Below are 15122 nucleotides of genomic sequence, written 5' to 3'. Positions count from 1 at the left end.
TGATCGTTAACTTTGCTGCCGGCAACAGCGGCCCGAACAACGACACGCTCAATCCCTACAGCGCCAGCCCCTGTGTGATCAGCGTCGGTGCCGGCCACGCCAAGGACACCCGCACCGCCACCAACCGCCTGGTTCGTAAGGGCGTTCCTGGCGAACTGGCGAGCTTCTCGAGCCGTGGTATCCCCGGTGACCAGTACCACTACCCTGACATCGTGCTGCCCGGTGTGAACATCGTGGCTGCCCGTGCCACCAGCGGCGCCATCGTCCCGCCCTACACCGGCTTCAACAACGAACTGCTCGAGCCGATGTACTCCTCGATCTCCGGGACCAGTATGGCCACCCCACACATGAGCGGCGTCGCGGCCCTGATGCTGGAAGTCAACCCCAGCCTCAACCTCGACGGCGTCCTTGAGGCGATCACCAGCACCGCCGACCCGATGTACACCGTGAGTGGCGAAATCCGCCAGCTCGAGAAGCACGAAGTGGGCGCCGGGTACGCCGATGCTTACGCTGCAGTCGAGAAGGCCGCCAGCACCGCCGGCACCCGCACCACCGTGCAGACCTCCCCGCTGACCAGCTGGAACGGCACGGTAGGCACCACGGTGGACGGCACGCCCATCGCCGCCGAGCATAACCACGACGTGGTCGTTCCCACTGGGGCCTCCGCCGTCAAGATCAAGACCGACTGGGGCAACCCCGCCTACGATCTGGACCTGTACGTCTACGACACCGCTGGCAAACTGATCGCCTCCAGCACCCAGGGTGCGAGCGTTTCCGAGGACGTCGTGATCCCCAACCCAGTGGCCGGAACCTACCGCGTGCAGCTCAAGGGCTTCCTGAACGCTCAGACCAGCTACAAGGGCACGGCCGAGATCGACAAGATCGTTCCCGTTCAGTAAACTGACTGAGCAAAAGAGGAGCAGCCTGCGGGTTGCTCCTCTTCACTTGTGGCGACAGGCGTCACCCTTCACAACAGGACCTGACCCCATACGGTTTGCAGTGCCAAATTGAGGGCCACGAGGACGACCTGAACTAGAGGGACTGAGTGCGGTCCCAGGCGCGCGAACGACAGCTTACCTGGCCTTGATACGCTCGAGCAGCGCGGTATTCCGTTCCTCACGCTGGCGCACGGCCGCCTTCTGCCAGGAGGTGGCCGAGCCCACCGCGTAGAACCGCTCACGCGCACGGGTCAGGGCGGTGTAGACCAGATTTCGCGACAGCATGGGCATGTGGGCCTCGTGCAGCACGCCCAGAACGGTGCCCCACTCGCTGCCCTGGGCGCGGTGCACGGTGAGGGCGTAGCCCAACTGCAGGTTGAACAGCTCGGCCCCGGCCAGGTCCACGATGTTGCCGTCAAAATCCACCGTGAGGCGCCCGCCCTCGGCCTTGAGCACGGTGCCCAGGGTGCCGTTGAAGATCTCGTTGGTGTAGTCGTTCTTGGTCTGCACGACCACGTCACCGGCCCGGGCCTCGCTGTCGCCGATCCGCACGCCACCCTGACCGGGGTTGAACAGGCTCTGGAGCTGGTGGTTGAGCATCTCCACCCCCAGCGGTCCCTTGCGCATGGGGGTCAGGACCTGGACCCGGGTGGGGCCGCCGAGTTCACGCACGGTAAGGGCCACGCGCCGTGCGCCGCCGTCCGGCTCCGTTTCAATCAGATTCAGACGCGCGTCGCCCCAGGCCGGGGCCTGACCCTGCAGCAGGCCGTGCGCCGCACGGATGATGGGGTTCTCGGCTGCCTGCCGGTATACCCGGGTAAGTCTGACGGTCGGTGCCGCGTGGGTCAGCGCGTGTAAGGGCAGCCCAGCGTCCACGGGAGGCAGCTGATCGGTGTCACCCACCAGCAAGACACGGGCGCCGGGAGGCACCGCTGCAAGCAACGAGAGCATCAGCCCGTCTCCGCACATGCTGACCTCGTCGACAATCAGCAGGTCGTAGGGAGCAGGCTCCAGATGATTGTGCCGGAAGCCGGCCGGCCCGTAACCCAGCAGTCGGTGGATCGTGCTGGCGGTGCGGCCGGTCACTTCGCCCAGGCGCCGGGCCGCCTTGCCGGTCGGGGCACACAGGCCGACCTCCAGGCCTAGCCGCTCAGCAAGGTCGGCCACCGCGCGCGTGGTCGTGCTTTTCCCGGTGCCGGGTCCGCCGGTCAGCACCACCAGCCGGTGGTCTTCCAGCAGCCCCAGCACCTGCGCCTGCTCCTCGGAAAGCCCCCTGGCGGAGCCGGTCGGCACGCTCCATTCGCCGCTGGGAGGCGTGGCCAGCAGCGTGCGGATCAGTCCGGCCAGCTTCTTCTCGGCGCGCAGGACCTGGGGTAGGTAGATCCGGGTGCCGTCGTGCAGCGGGTCCTGGGTATCCAGCAGCGGCGGCGTGTCATCACTGAGGCGCCCGAGTTCCACGGCGGTGTCCACGGCCATCTGGGCCTGTGCCGGCGTCACGCGGGTGTAGTGGGCCACGCCGCGCTCGGCCCGGCTGCGCGGCAGGAACGAGTGGCCACCCTGCTGGGCGGCCTGCTGCAACGAATACACCGCAGCGGCAGTAAGCCGCCGGGGATCGTCCAGTGCGCCACCCTGGGACTGCCACAGCTTGTCGGCGGTCAGAAAGCCAATGCCCTCGACTTCGGTCAGGGCGAACAGGTCGGCACTCAGGCGTTCAAGCGCCGCTTCTCCAAAGTGCTTGACTGCCCGCTGGGCCTGCGAGATGGTCAGGCCAAGGCCCTGCAGCCCGGCCAGCAGGCGGCGCTCCAGGCCCTGCTGTGACCAGCTCTGAACCATCTTGTGCAGCGTGGAGGCCGTGACTCCCGGCACCTGCAGCAGCTTGTCCGGCTCGCTTTCCAGCAGGTCGAAGGTCGCGGGTCCGAACGCCTTGGCAATGCGCCCGGCCAGCACCTTGCCCACCCCGCCCACACGCGCCTCCAGATATGCGGCCACGCCTGCCTCGGTCAGGTCAGCCGGAGTCGCCTCCAGCACCAGATTCAGCACCCGGTACTGGTAGCCGTATTCGCGGTGCTCTTCCATCAGGACGTCCGCGCTGAAGCTGTCACCGGCGTCCAGTGGCGGCATCATGCCGATCACGGTGGCATCGGGGTCCTCACCGTCGCTGTTGCGCAGCCGGGCGGTCATGACGGTAAAGCCGCTCTCGGCGCGGAAGCGCACTTTGTTGACGCCCCCGGTGACGCGGAACGGCTCGGTGGGGAGCGCGTGTGACATAAGAAAAAGAATAGCGCCCGGCCCCTGGTTCTGTTTGTGGCAGAAGGGTACGGGAGGGGTGCCGGGCCGGTTCAGCGGGCATGCACCTGGGCCGTGAGGGGCAACCGGGCTGAATGGATCGTTCCGGGTTGCTCCCAGGCCAGCCGCCCCTTAACCTGCTTCATGCCTGCCGTGCGCCCTGAGCTGGCCCCCGACTACCATGGAGGCAGCATCCTCAACCTCATCACGACCCTGGGCGGCCACTTCGGCATTCAAAGCCCTCACGCCGGATTCGGCACGCCACTTCCCTTGGCCGGAGCCGAGACGATCATTCTGCTGGTGGTCGATGGCCTGGGGCTTGGTCAGCTGCAGAACGCCATGGCCAAGGGGGTTACCCCGAATGTTGCACGTCTGATCGGCGAGCACGGGCTCGGCAGTGCGACCAGTGTGTTTCCCTCGACGACCATGGCAGCACTGACGACCCTTCACACCGGACGTGCCCCAGCAGAACACGGTTATTTAGGGCTCTCGGTGTGGCTTGAGGAACTGGGCCGGGTCGTGAACCTGATCCGGCTGCAGGACGCTGCTGACCGGCAGCCTGTCACCGGGGCGTCGTTTCTGGCTGCTGTGCCTTCCATCTATCAACAGCTGTCGGAACTCGGCATTTCCTGCGCGGTGGTCATGCCGGAGGAGTACGGGCAGAGCTTTCTGACCCGGTGGTGCTGCGCCGGAGCCTCGTATGTGGGTTATGGATTCCCGAGCACGGCTGCCAGCCTGACCGCAGGGCTTGTCCGGAGTGGGGGAGCCCGCTACGTCATGGTTTACCTGCCTGACTATGACTCCACCTGCCACACCTACGGGCCGTCCAGCGATCAGGCAGCCGATGAGCTTGCCGCCGTCGATCTGATCGTGGGTCGCCTGCTCGGCGCGCTGCCGGACAACGGAAAGACCCTGCTGGTCCTGACCGCTGACCATGGACAGGTTGACCAGAGTGCGCAGGGGGTGGTTCCCGTCACGCAGTCCGAGGAGTTCCAGCGTCTGCTGCTCGCTCCGATGGCGGGAGAGGAGCGCGCCGCCTATTTCCGGATTGACCCCCGGCACATGCACGAGGCGGTTAGCCTTCTGGCCCCCTACGCGGCGGTGTTTGAAGCCGATGACGCCTGGGAAGCGGGCCTGTTCGGCCCAGATCCGGATTCACCCTTCAGGTCGAGAACCGGCCACCTGATTGCCGTGGCTAACGAGGGTCTGGCTCTGACCCGGCGCAGGAGCGGCACTTCACAGCGGGGTCTACACGGCGGCTGGTCGGGGGCCGAGATGCGGGTTCCGGTTCTGGCTGTCCGGAGATAGAGGCCTCGACCCGAGAACCTTACGACTCGGGGCAATGGAGCAGGTTCCAATCGGGTGGCATGCCCTCTTCCCGCTGTCCAGGCCAGAAACCGGGCCTCACTGCATGCTATTTTTTCCGTCATGCGCGTACTTCACACCGCAGATTTCCATGCGGGACGGAACCTGCGGGGCTATGACCGGACACCGGAAGTCCACGACGCCCTGAACGAGATCGCGGCCCTGGCCAAATCCGAGCGGGTGGACGCCGTACTCGTGTCTGGCGACCTGTTCGACACCGGCAATCCTTCGGCCGACGCCGAGCACGCCGTATTCGACTTTTTTCTGCGCCTGCGCGACGCCGGAATTCCCGGAGTGGTTATTGCGGGCAACCACGACAGCGCCGCGCGGCTCGACAGCGTGACCGGGCTGCTGGGCTGGGTGGGTATTCAGGCAGTCGCCCAGCCCACCGCCAACCCGGTGCAGATGGTCCGGCACCTTGAAACCCGCAGTGGGGAGACCCTGACTGTGGGTGCGCTGCCCTACCTGTCGGAGCGCCGCCTGGTGAAGGCCGCCGACCTGCTGGGGGGCGACACCGGCGCGTGGCGGCAGAAGTACCGCGAAGGCATGGGCTTTTTCCTGCGCCGGCTGGGCGAGGGCTTCCGGCCCGGGAGCGTGAACATGCTGATGATGCACGCCACCCTGGACGGCGCCGTGCCCAGCGGCAGCGAGCGCACCATTCAGTTTGACCTGACCAACCAGTACACGCTGTCGGGGCTGCAACTGCCGGCCGGCGCACAGTACGTGGCGCTCGGACATATTCACAAGCCTCAGACCGTTTCCGACGCGCCGCTGGCCTGCTATCCCGGCAGCGTCATTCAGCTGGACTTCGGCGAGGGCGGCGAGAAAAAGCAGGTCAATCTGGTCGAGGTCTCGCCCGGGCGGCCCGCGCAAGTGCATCCGGTGCCGCTGGCCAGCGGCCGGGAACTGCGGACCGTCCGGGTGGACCTGGAAAACGTCGAGGCCCGGCTGGACGCTCTGAAAGACTTTCCTGGCCTGCTCAAGGTGGTGGTGCGCGCCCCAGCCGGCACGGCCCTGCCAGGCCTGAAGGACCGGGTGCTGCGGGTGGCGCCCAACACTCTGGCGGTGGATCTTGACGCTGCCCAGGAGGATCTGCTCGCGCCGGATCTCCGGCGTGAAGGCCTGAGTCTGCTTGACCTGTACGAGCGCTACCACCAGGAACGGCGCGGCGAGCTGCCCGAGGACCTGCGCGCCGCCTTCCGGCAGGCCGACGAGGCGGCCCGCACCGAGGAAGAGGTGCTATGAGGCCCGTCAAGCTGGACCTGCAGGGATTCACGGCCTTCCGGCAGTACACGACCCTGGATTTCACCGATCTGGAACTGTTTGCGCTGGTCGGCCCTACCGGCAGCGGCAAGAGCAGCCTGCTCGACGCCATGACATTTGCGCTGTACGGCCACACCGAGAGGTTGGGAGGCAGCGGACTGGACGCACTGATCTCACAGGGCGAGCGGGGCCTGAACGTGTCGCTCACCTTCGAGGCCGGAGGCTGTACCTACCGCGCCTCGCGGACCAAGGGCCGCAAGCAGGCCGAGAACGAGGTGCGGTTCGAGCGCCTGGACGACGACGGGCGCTGGACCAACCTGTCCGAGGGCGGCATGAAGGGGGTCAACGAGCGCATCCGTCAGGCGGTTGGTCTGGACTTCCGGACCTTCACCCGCAGCGTGATGCTGCCGCAGGGCGAGTTCTCCAGGCTGCTGCACGGTTCCGGGAAGGACCGGCAGGCACTCCTGGGCGAGCTGACCGGACTGGACCACGTACAGGCCATGCAGCGCGTGGCGTCGGACCGCACCAAGGAACTCAAGCATCAGTCGCAGACCCTGAACACGCTGCTGGACGGGGAATACGCTGGGGTCTCGCCCGAGGCCGCAGCGGCCCTGCGCGCCCGGCGTGAGGAGACCGACGCGCACGCCGAACGCCTGACCGACACCCGTGAGCGGCTGCTGAGCCAGCAGCACCGCCTGCGTGACCAGGAAAAAGTCTGGCGTGCCCGTGAGGACGCCCTGCGCCGCCTGGGCAGCCTGGAAGCCCGGGCTGCCAGCGTGCAGGAGGGTGCCGAGCGTGCGGCGCGGGCGCGGCGGGTGGCCGGGGTCCTGCCCCTGCTGGACGCAGCCGAGCGCGCCCGCATTGCCCAGGAGCGTGAAGCCCGCGAACTGACCCGCGCCCAGGAGGCCGCGCGGGTGGCAGGGGCGGCAGCCGCTCAGGCGCAAACCGCGCTGCAGGCTGCCCAGCAGGCCGAGTCAGGAATTCCGGAACTTGAGGCCCGCGAGGGAGCGCTGCGCGAGGCCGAGGCCGACGCTGCCCGCCTGCGCCGGGCGGGAGGCACGCCGCAGACCACCCATCCAAGCCCGCTGCCGTGGGACGAGGACGCGCATTTCGCGGCCCGTGAGGCCGCCCAGAAGGCCGAACGCCTGCGGGTGGAACGCGTGCAGATTGAAACGGAGAAGACGGCGCTGGCTGCGGCCCGCGCCCGCCTCCAGGCCGAGGAGCAGACTCAGGCCCGCGAGGCTGCCGAACGTGACCGCGTCGAGCGGGAGGGCAGATCTGCCAAGGTGGACCTGGAAGCCGCGCAGCAGGCACTGGAGGCGGCCCGCCTGGAAGCCGGTCTCGCCTCGCACCGCGCACACCTGCATGCGGGAGACGACTGCCCCCTGTGTGGCCAGACGGTCCACCATCTTCCCAACGCCCCGGTCGTGAATCTCGGTGCCCTGGAAGACCGCGTGACAGCCCTGAACGCCACGCTTCAGGAGCGCCGCACCCGCTTCAGTGACCTGCGCTCACAGCTGGCCACCCGTCAGAAGTGGCTGGAGGAAAAGCGCCAGGAGAACGCCGACTGGGAAGCCCAGCTGCGCCAGCGCGAGACCGACCTTCACGGTGCAGAAGCCCTTCTTCCCGGTGACCCCCAGACCGAGGCCCTGCGCCTGCTTGCCGGGCTGGCGGCCCGTGTCCGGGAGGCTGGGAATGATCCGGCCGGGGCCCGCCGGACCCTGCTGGCCGAGATCCAGGGCCTGCGGACGCGGGTTCAGGCTGCCCAGAGTGCCCTGGCCCGTGCTCAGGGTGATGCTGCCGCGGCCAATGCCACGCTGGGCGCGGCGCAGTCGGGTGCCGCGCGCCGTGATGCCGATGCCCAGGAAGCACAGTCGGCGCTGCACGTGGCCCTGAGCAGCCTGAGGCTCAGTGCTGAGCAGGCCCGCCACGCCGGTCTGGAGGAGCGTGAGATCGTGGCTCTGGAGGAAGCTGCACGCACGCACACGGCCCAGATCGCGCAGTTGCAGGAAGCCCTGGCAGACCTGGACCGTCAGCTGGGCGCCGCACCCTACGACCCGGCCGAACTGACGCATGTGACGCGTGAACTGACCGCCACCGAGGCCGAGTTGCAAAACGCCCGTGAGCAGGCCGGCCGCCTGGCCGAGCAGGAACGCGCCCTGCACGAACGCCTGGAACGCAAGGCCGAGATCGAGATCCAGGCCGCCGAGGCGGGCCGCCACCTCGACACCTGGCAGACCCTGACCGGCACCCTGAAAGCCAACGAATTTCAGCAATATCTGCTGGCGGAAGTTGAAGCCCAGCTGCTGACCCGCGCCGGCATCCTGCTGCACGAGATCAGTGACGGGCGTTACCGGCTGGCCCTGGCCAGCGGCGAGTACGTGGTGCAGGACCTATGGAACGCCGGTGAGGTACGCGGCGTGAAGACCCTGTCGGGCGGGGAGACCTTCCTGGCCTCGCTGTCGCTGGCCATCGCGCTGTCGGACTATCTGGCCGGCAACAGGATTCTGGGCGCCCTGTTTCTGGATGAGGGCTTCGGCACGCTGGACCCGCAGGCGCTGGATGCAGTGGCCGGGGCTCTGGAAAACCTGCGCACCCAGGGCCGCATGGTGGGCGTGGTCACGCACGTTGAGAGCCTCTCCGAGCGTCTGCCCAGCCGCCTGCTGGTCACCAAGAGCGTGGCGGGCAGCAGCGTGCAGCGCCTGGAAGGGTAGACGGCGCGTCAGTCTGGAGGGGGCACCTCATGTGAGGCATCGACCGGCACATCTGTCCCCTAACGTGAGCTGTGCACAAATTGAAGCTTCTGTTGCTGCTCCCCCTGCTGGGCAGCTGTGGCGTGATTCCCCTGCCCGAAACCACTGTTCCTGATTTCCACTTCCTGTATGCCGTGAATGATCTCCGGCCCGCTGAAGTGCTGTACATGGCCGACAACCAGCTTGACTATCTGGAGATTCCCCCTCTGCCTTACCGGGGCATCACGTTCGACGCGCTGCTCGTGTCCCGCGGCGCTGACCCGGTGGTGCGCCTGCAGGTCTTCGCCTCTGCGTCCCGCCCGCAGTGCCCGGTGGTGCCGTCCACTGTCCCCGACCATGGGGATGCTTTGCGCTGTCCGGGACCCGCAGGAGGAGAGGCGCTGACAGAAGTCGCACTCCGACCGCACGAGGGTACCCAGGTTCGCCTGAAGGGAGAGCAGCTGGACCAGAGTGTCAGGACCGGCCGTCTTTATCTGGGTATCCGCGTGCTGGAAGGCGCGCCGCAGGCGACCGACCGTGTCGATGTGGTTCAGATCCGGGTGCAGGGGCGGCTGTAACCTGAAGGCCGCGTTCAGCCGTTCAGGTGTCCGGATTGCGCCAGGAGAGTGTTTTGGACCTCTCGTGTCCGGGGGTCAAGGGTCAGCACGGAGTAGGCCGTGTTGAGATGAAGCAGCGATCGCTCACGGAAGGTCTGCTGGTAGTCCAGGCCCAGCAGCCGTGCCAGCGCGGCGCCGACGGCAATGCCGTGAGAGACGATGATCACCGTCTGTCCCGGCACAGGCCAGTGCTGTTCAAGATGCCTCAGCACGCGGTCGCCGCACTCCTGAGGCGTTTCACCGCCCGGAGCGCAGCACACCGGGTCTCCATCCCAGAAACGGCCGTACAGTTCCGGGTGGGCAGTTTCGATCTCGGCGTACAGCTGGCCTTCCCACTCGCCCAGCCCGATCTCACGCAGGTCACGGTGGCGGTGCAGGGAGCCGCCGAGCGCCGCGTGCAGCGCCTCGGCAGTGGCGGCGGCGCGCTGAAGATCACTGCTGTGAATGACCGGGTCGCGGACGCCCAGAGCGTGCAGGTGTCGGGCAAGCTTCCGGACCTGCTCATGGCCGGTGTCGTCCAGCGGCGCGTCCACATGACCCTGCATGCGCCGCTCCAGGTTATGGGCGGTCTGACCATGCCTCACCAGGATCAGGCGGGTGGGCGCCAGCACTGCGGCGGGGGCAGGCATACTCACAACTGCCCCCGGTCGTACATCTGCTGGCGGTCGCGGAAGGCGGCTTTCTGAGCTTCGGTCGTTTCGGCAAAGCAGTGGGGGCAGCTCACGCCACGCTCGAACTGCTGACTCTCCAGATCGCCTTCGGTCAGCGGCCAGCCGCACGAGTGGCACATCTCGCTCCCGCCAGGAGTCAGGCCGTGGCCTACCGTCACGCGGCCGTCAAAGACGAAGCACTCGCCTTCCCAGCGGCTCTCCTCGCGGGGCATTTCCTCCAGGTAGCGCAGGATGCCGCCCTGCAGGTGATAAACGTCCTGAAAGCCCTTCTGCCGCAGCAGGCTGGTGCTTTTTTCGCAGCGGATACCCCCGGTGCAGAACATTGCGATGCGTTTGCCTTCCGCGCCGGCCAGGTGCTCATCCACCCAGGCCGGAAACTCCCGGAAGCTGTCCAGGCCAGGGTTGAGGGCACCCTGAAAGGTGCCGGCCTGCACCTCGTAACGGTTGCGGGTGTCCACCACGATCACGTCCGGGTCGGCCGTCAGGGCGTTCCACTCGGCGGGGCTCAGGTAGGTGCCTACCTGCTGACGCGGCTCGACCGGGACCCCCAGCGTCACGATCTCCTTTTTCAGGCGGACCTTGAGGCGCTTGAAAGGCTGATGTGGGCTGAGGCTTTCTTTGTACTCCAGGCGGGTAAAGCCCAGCTCCAGCAGCCGGTCATGCAGCACCGTGATGGCCTCACGGGAACCGGCCACCGTACCGTTGATGCCCTCGGAGGCGACCAGCAGCGTGCCGCATAGCCTCAGGTCGTGGGCGAGGTCATGCAGGGTGCCCCTCAGCGCAGCCGGGTCGTCAACCGCCCGGAACTGATACAGGGCGGCCACCACCCATGTGCTGGGCTCGGAGAGAGTGTCGGGCGGGGAGCACGTCATGGCAGGCGACATGATACCGGCCTGCTGTTTTTGGCGTCCGGGCAGGGTGTACGATAGGCGCGTCCTACCTCGCCGTGTCCACACCGCACAGATTCAGGGTTCATCGTCGTCAGGTTCTTCAGGAGGTTGACCGTGATGCAGCGTTCCGCATTTCGTTTTTCTGCCGCAGGTCTGGGTCTGAGCGGGCTGCTCGCCGTTGTGCTGGCGGCCCCCGGGTCGGCCCAGACCACGCCGGCGCCTATGCCCAGCTTCACCTCGACGCAGGTCACCCTGGGGCAGCGCGTCTACACCCAGAGCTGCCAGGGCTGCCACGGGAACAAGCTGCAGGGAGGCCGGGCGCCCGCCCTGGTCGGTGAGAAGTTCCTGGCCAAGTGGGCCGACGGCAAGCGCCCGGTGGCTGACGTTCACGATTACACCGCCAAGAATATGCCCCGCAACAAGCCCGGCAGCCTGACCACCTCGCAGGCGCTGAATGTGACGGCATTTGTGCTGTCCAAGAATGGCTACAAGGCGGGCAAACGTTCCCTGACAGCCACGACCCTCAAGGTGCCCCTCAGCGCTCCGGCCACCGAGACCCCGTGACGATCAGGGCCGGTCAGTTCATGCATTAAGCCATTCACCGGCTGGCCGCTGCCCTCCTGACTTTGTTAGCCTCCAGGGTGTGTCGACCCTGCTGAGCGCTCAGGCACTGGCTGTGACCTTCGGGGAGCGGCCGGTGCTTTCCGGCGTATCGCTGAGTGTCATGACTGGTGAACGGGTCGCGCTGCTGGGGCGCAACGGGGCGGGCAAGACCACCCTGCTGCGGATCCTGACTGGTGAGTTGCGTCCTGAGGACGGGGAGGTCTGGCGCAGCGAGGACCTGCGGCTGAGTGTGCTCTCGCAGCAGCATGCCCACCCGGCGGGCCTGAGTGTGCGGGCGCTGATTGACGCCTCGCACCCGTACCGGGAACTGGAAACCGAGCTGCTGGCCCTGGAAGCCAACCTGGGTGACCCTCAGACGCTGGCGTCCTGGACTGGCCTGCATGCCCGGCTGGAACAGGCTGAAGCCTACGCGTGGCCCTCCCGGGTGCGCCGCATTCTGGGCATGCTGGATCTGACCCGCTTTCTTACGCGCGAGGCGGCCACCCTGTCCGGCGGCGAACGCACCCGGCTGGCGCTGGCGCTGGCGCTGGCCCGCGAGCCGGACCTGCTGATACTGGATGAACCCACCAACCACCTGGACATCCGTATGCGCGAGTGGCTGGAGGGATGGCTGCGGGGCTTTCCCGGCGGGGTGCTGCTGACCAGTCATGACCGGGACTTCCTGGACGCGGTCGCCACGCGCAGCCTGTGGCTGGAAAACGGGGAGGCCACCCCGTACCCAGGGGGCTACAGCCGGGCCCGGGCCCAGCGCGAACTGGAGCGCCGCACCCAGGCCCGCGCGCACCGCCTGGGAGAACGCGAGGCTGGCCGGCTGCAGGGCAGCGTGGAATGGCTGGACCGCCGGGGGCGACGATCCTCGGCCGTCAAAACCCGCGCCGAACGGGTAGCCCTCACCGAGGCGCCCCTGCCCGAACGGCAGATCCGTATGCGTCTTCTGGCGGGCACCGCGCGGGCCCGCCTGGTTGCCTGGGGCGAACATCTCGGGAAGTGCTACGGCGAGCATACCGTGCTGCACGATGTCGCCTTTAAGCTGCGTCAGGGCGACCGGGTGGCCCTGATGGGCGCCAACGGCACCGGGAAGACCACCCTGATGCGCCTGCTGGCCGGCGAAATCTTTCCGGACGAGGCGGTCCCGGCTCCAGTGTTTCAGGTCGCGTCGGGCGTCAGTGTGGCCAGCCTGGACCAGATCTGGCACGGGCTGACCCCCGGCGAGGGCCTGCGCGCCCAGTTCGAGCGGCGTTTCGGGTCCCGGGCAGCGGCCCTGCTGGGCGGCGCGGGATTCACGGCCGCCGACTGGCTCAAGACCCCGGAAGTGCTTTCGGGAGGCGAACGTGCCCGCGCCGGGCTGGCCCTGGTCAGCGGTCTGCGGGCCGATCTGCTGCTGCTTGACGAGCCGACCAACCATCTGGACGTCGAGGCCCTGCAGGCCCTGGAGGCGGCGGTACATGCCTACGCGGGTGCCGTGGTCATCGTGACCCACGACCGCCGCTTCGCACGCGAAGTGGCCAATCGCCTGTGGGTCATCGAGGATGCCCAACTGCGCGAGCCGCACGGCTGGGGCAGCCGCGAGTACCGCGACCCGGCCCGGGGGCTGGAAGGGGACCCGCCCCCTCCACCGCCGACCCCCACCCCACGGCAGCAACTGGGACCGGTGGAGACCCGGCTTTCCGCACTGCGGGCGGCCCTGGACGGACCCCCGGGGAGCCTCAGCGGCCGGGAAGAGGCGCGGCTGCGTGTCCAGGCGCACCAGTTGCAGGCACAGCTGTATGGTCTCTACAGCGAAGCCTACGCCGCCCCCCAGTACGACGGCCAGGTGCGCGAACCGCCACTGACTGTGCGGGCACAGAAGCTTGGGGACTGGGCAGCCGGACAACGCGGGGGCATGTTCTGGGCCGCTCAGGACGCTGACTGTCCGCACCTTGCCTGGGACGGGCACACCTTGCGCTTCAGTGAATCGCCCCCGGCATGGTTCGGGGCCGCTCTGCTCGGGGGTGCGCTGCGCATTCTGTTTGAACGCTGGAACGCCGGCAGGGTGCAGCTGGGAGAGGGCGGGCCAGTGCTGACGCGCCGCGCCTACTTCGAGCAGCAGGGTTTGATCCGGTCCTGAGATCTGGGCGGTCGTGGTGAACAGGGAACCGGGCCAGTCGGCCTGCGGCGGTTCACTGGAAGTCTCATGCGAGAGGCCTGAGTGGTGTCCCGGCCCGGCGGCATGTGATGAGATGTGGTTCCCTGGCCCCGGATAAGCTCTGCAGATGGCGTCTCCTGACCTGCTGCTCCATCGACTCTCTGATATCGCGGCTGCCCTTGAGCGGTGCGGCGAGGCTCGGGCGCTGATCGGGCTGGGCTCGGCTGGTCCCGACCGCGAGCGGCTCGACCGGTATTCCGACCTGGACTTCTTTATCATCGCCGGGACCGGGAAGAAGGCGGCTCTTCTGACTGACCTGTCATGGCTGGATGGCATCGCCCCCGTCGGGTTCGTGTTCCGGAATACCGAAGACGGTTACAAGGTGCTGTACGAGGATGGCATCTTCTGCGAATTCGCTGTATTCGACGAACATGATCTGGCCAGCGTTCCCTTCGCGCCCGGAACGATGGTCTGGAAGAGTGATGACGTTTCCGACGCACTGGCCCGGCCGCTCACGGTGCCTTCCGCGCCCAGCATTGACCCGGAATGGGAAACAGGGGAAGCCCTGACCAACCTCTTTGTCGGGTTGCAGCGGTACGCGCGCGGTGAACGGCTATCCGGGTTCCGTTTCGTGCAGGGCTACGCCCTGGACCGCATCCTCCGCCTGACCCAGCATCTCGAGGTGCCCAGGACGGGCACGGCAGATGCCTTTGGCCCTGAACGGCGTTTCGAGCAGCACTATCCGCAAGTGGCCACCCATCTTCCGGCGTTTGCACCGGGTTACGCGGGCACCCCGCAAGCCGCGCTGGCGATGCTGGGGTGGCTGGAGGCCCGCGTACCGGTCAACGCTGCCATGGCCGCCGCTATTCGCCACCTGTATGACGAGATCGCTGCCGATGACACTTGCGGGCCTCCCGGACGTTGAAGGCAAACAGGAGTGCGCCTCTGCTCCAGTCGGAGATGATCTGCCGCCTCTGATAGGCCGTTCGCGCCTGGTTTGCCGCACAGCACGCGCCCCCAAATCACCAAACCGGATGGCGCTGATCCCTCTGTGCTCCGGGGCAGGGCTGGTCGGTTTGCGACTCCCACCTCCGCTATACTTCCGCGCATGGAAGATCTCATCAGGGGCCGTCTCGGCGGCGCAGACGGGTACGACATCCGCTGCGCCATTGCCGGTGACACCATCAAGGGCCGCGCCGGCGGCAAGCTGCACGGCAAGGACATCAATCTGGAAATCACCGAGCGTGGCGTGCAGGGCAGCATCGGGGCCGACAGCGTCCGGATCGAGCTGCAGGATGGCGAACTGCGCGGCAACGTGGGGGCACAGAAACTCACACTTCGCGGCGTGGACCGGGTGACCGGCTTTCTGGGTGAGCCCATCGTCGGCTGGAACATCGTGGCCCACCAGAACGGCGAGAAGCTGGCTGGCCAGCTGGGCAGCACCGTCCTGGGCCGTCCCTTCGAGCTGGACCTGGGCAGCGCCCCCGGCTGGGTGGGCACCCTGGTGGCCGTTGTGGCTTTCTACGCGCTCGAGCCCCGCGCGAACGTCAGCCGCTAAAAGCATTCAGACCGCACAGGCAGAATGTCACCAGAGGGCGCCCACGCTGGCGA

At 67.4% G+C, this 15122-nt stretch carries 12 protein-coding genes; 9 read left to right on the top strand and 3 right to left on the bottom strand.

What is annotated here, in order from left to right; translation table 11 throughout:
• Positions 1-899, top strand: an 899-nt coding sequence (locus IEY49_RS04090; RefSeq protein WP_189004802.1) for a S8 family serine peptidase, incomplete at its 5' end; no start/stop codon positions are given.
• Between the two features lie 174 nt (positions 900-1073).
• Here the strand turns inward: IEY49_RS04090 and recD2 are convergent.
• Positions 1074-3206 (bottom strand): SF1B family DNA helicase RecD2, encoded by a 2133-nt coding sequence (gene recD2 / locus IEY49_RS04085; RefSeq protein ID WP_189004801.1) that lies wholly within the window; start codon positions 3204-3206, stop codon positions 1074-1076.
• Between the two features lie 162 nt (positions 3207-3368).
• On the opposite strand from recD2, the gene IEY49_RS04080 reads away from it, so the two are divergent.
• The 4 genes from IEY49_RS04080 (at position 3369) to IEY49_RS04065 (ending at position 9162) form a co-directional block, all read left to right on the top strand.
• On the top strand, positions 3369-4532 hold the full coding sequence (locus IEY49_RS04080) for an alkaline phosphatase family protein (protein WP_189004799.1): 1164 nt from the start codon (positions 3369-3371) through the stop codon (positions 4530-4532).
• A gap of 120 nt (positions 4533-4652) precedes the next feature.
• Entirely contained in the window at positions 4653-5834 is a 1182-nt protein-coding gene (locus IEY49_RS04075) for an exonuclease SbcCD subunit D (RefSeq protein WP_189004790.1), read from the top strand.
• A complete protein-coding gene (locus tag IEY49_RS04070) occupies positions 5831-8566 on the top strand; it encodes an AAA family ATPase (protein WP_189004789.1) in 2736 nt (911 codons plus the stop codon). The genes IEY49_RS04075 and IEY49_RS04070 overlap by 4 nt, the downstream gene beginning before the upstream one ends.
• 71 nt (positions 8567-8637) lie before the next feature.
• On the top strand, positions 8638-9162 hold the full coding sequence (locus tag IEY49_RS04065; protein WP_189004787.1) for a hypothetical protein: 525 nt from the start codon (positions 8638-8640) through the stop codon (positions 9160-9162).
• A gap of 14 nt (positions 9163-9176) precedes the next feature.
• Here the strand turns inward: IEY49_RS04065 and IEY49_RS04060 are convergent, their stop codons facing one another.
• A complete protein-coding gene (locus IEY49_RS04060; protein WP_229780619.1) occupies positions 9177-9830 on the bottom strand; it encodes a histidine phosphatase family protein in 654 nt (217 codons plus the stop codon).
• A 2-nt stretch (positions 9831-9832) separates the two neighbouring features.
• Positions 9833-10744 carry an oxygen-dependent tRNA uridine(34) hydroxylase TrhO gene (gene trhO, locus IEY49_RS04055; protein WP_229780612.1) on the bottom strand — a complete coding sequence of 304 codons (912 nt, stop codon included), beginning with the start codon at positions 10742-10744 and terminating at the stop codon, positions 9833-9835.
• A gap of 135 nt (positions 10745-10879) precedes the next feature.
• On the opposite strand from trhO, the gene IEY49_RS04050 reads away from it, so the two are divergent.
• From IEY49_RS04050 to IEY49_RS04035, 4 genes are all read left to right on the top strand, one after another.
• The gene (locus IEY49_RS04050; protein WP_229780618.1) at positions 10880-11326 is read left to right on the top strand and encodes a c-type cytochrome; all 447 of its coding nucleotides are present in this window, start codon (positions 10880-10882) and stop codon (positions 11324-11326) included.
• Between the two features lie 79 nt (positions 11327-11405).
• Positions 11406-13493, top strand: coding sequence for an ABC-F family ATP-binding cassette domain-containing protein (locus tag IEY49_RS04045; RefSeq protein ID WP_189004781.1), 2088 nt, complete (start codon positions 11406-11408; stop codon positions 13491-13493).
• Between the two features lie 145 nt (positions 13494-13638).
• Positions 13639-14436, top strand: a complete 798-nt coding sequence (locus IEY49_RS04040; protein ID WP_189004779.1) for a hypothetical protein — start codon at positions 13639-13641, stop codon at positions 14434-14436.
• A 183-nt stretch (positions 14437-14619) separates the two neighbouring features.
• Positions 14620-15069 carry a hypothetical protein gene (locus IEY49_RS04035; protein WP_189004777.1) on the top strand — a complete coding sequence of 150 codons (450 nt, stop codon included), beginning with the start codon at positions 14620-14622 and terminating at the stop codon, positions 15067-15069.
• Positions 15070-15122: the final 53 nt, after the last annotated feature.

Origin of the sequence: Deinococcus malanensis, assembly GCF_014647655.1 — a bacterium.
Taxonomy (GTDB): Bacteria; Deinococcota; Deinococci; order Deinococcales; family Deinococcaceae; genus Deinococcus; species Deinococcus malanensis.
The sequence above is the reverse complement of the archived record's forward strand: the minus strand, read 5'-3'. Positions and strand labels throughout refer to the sequence as shown.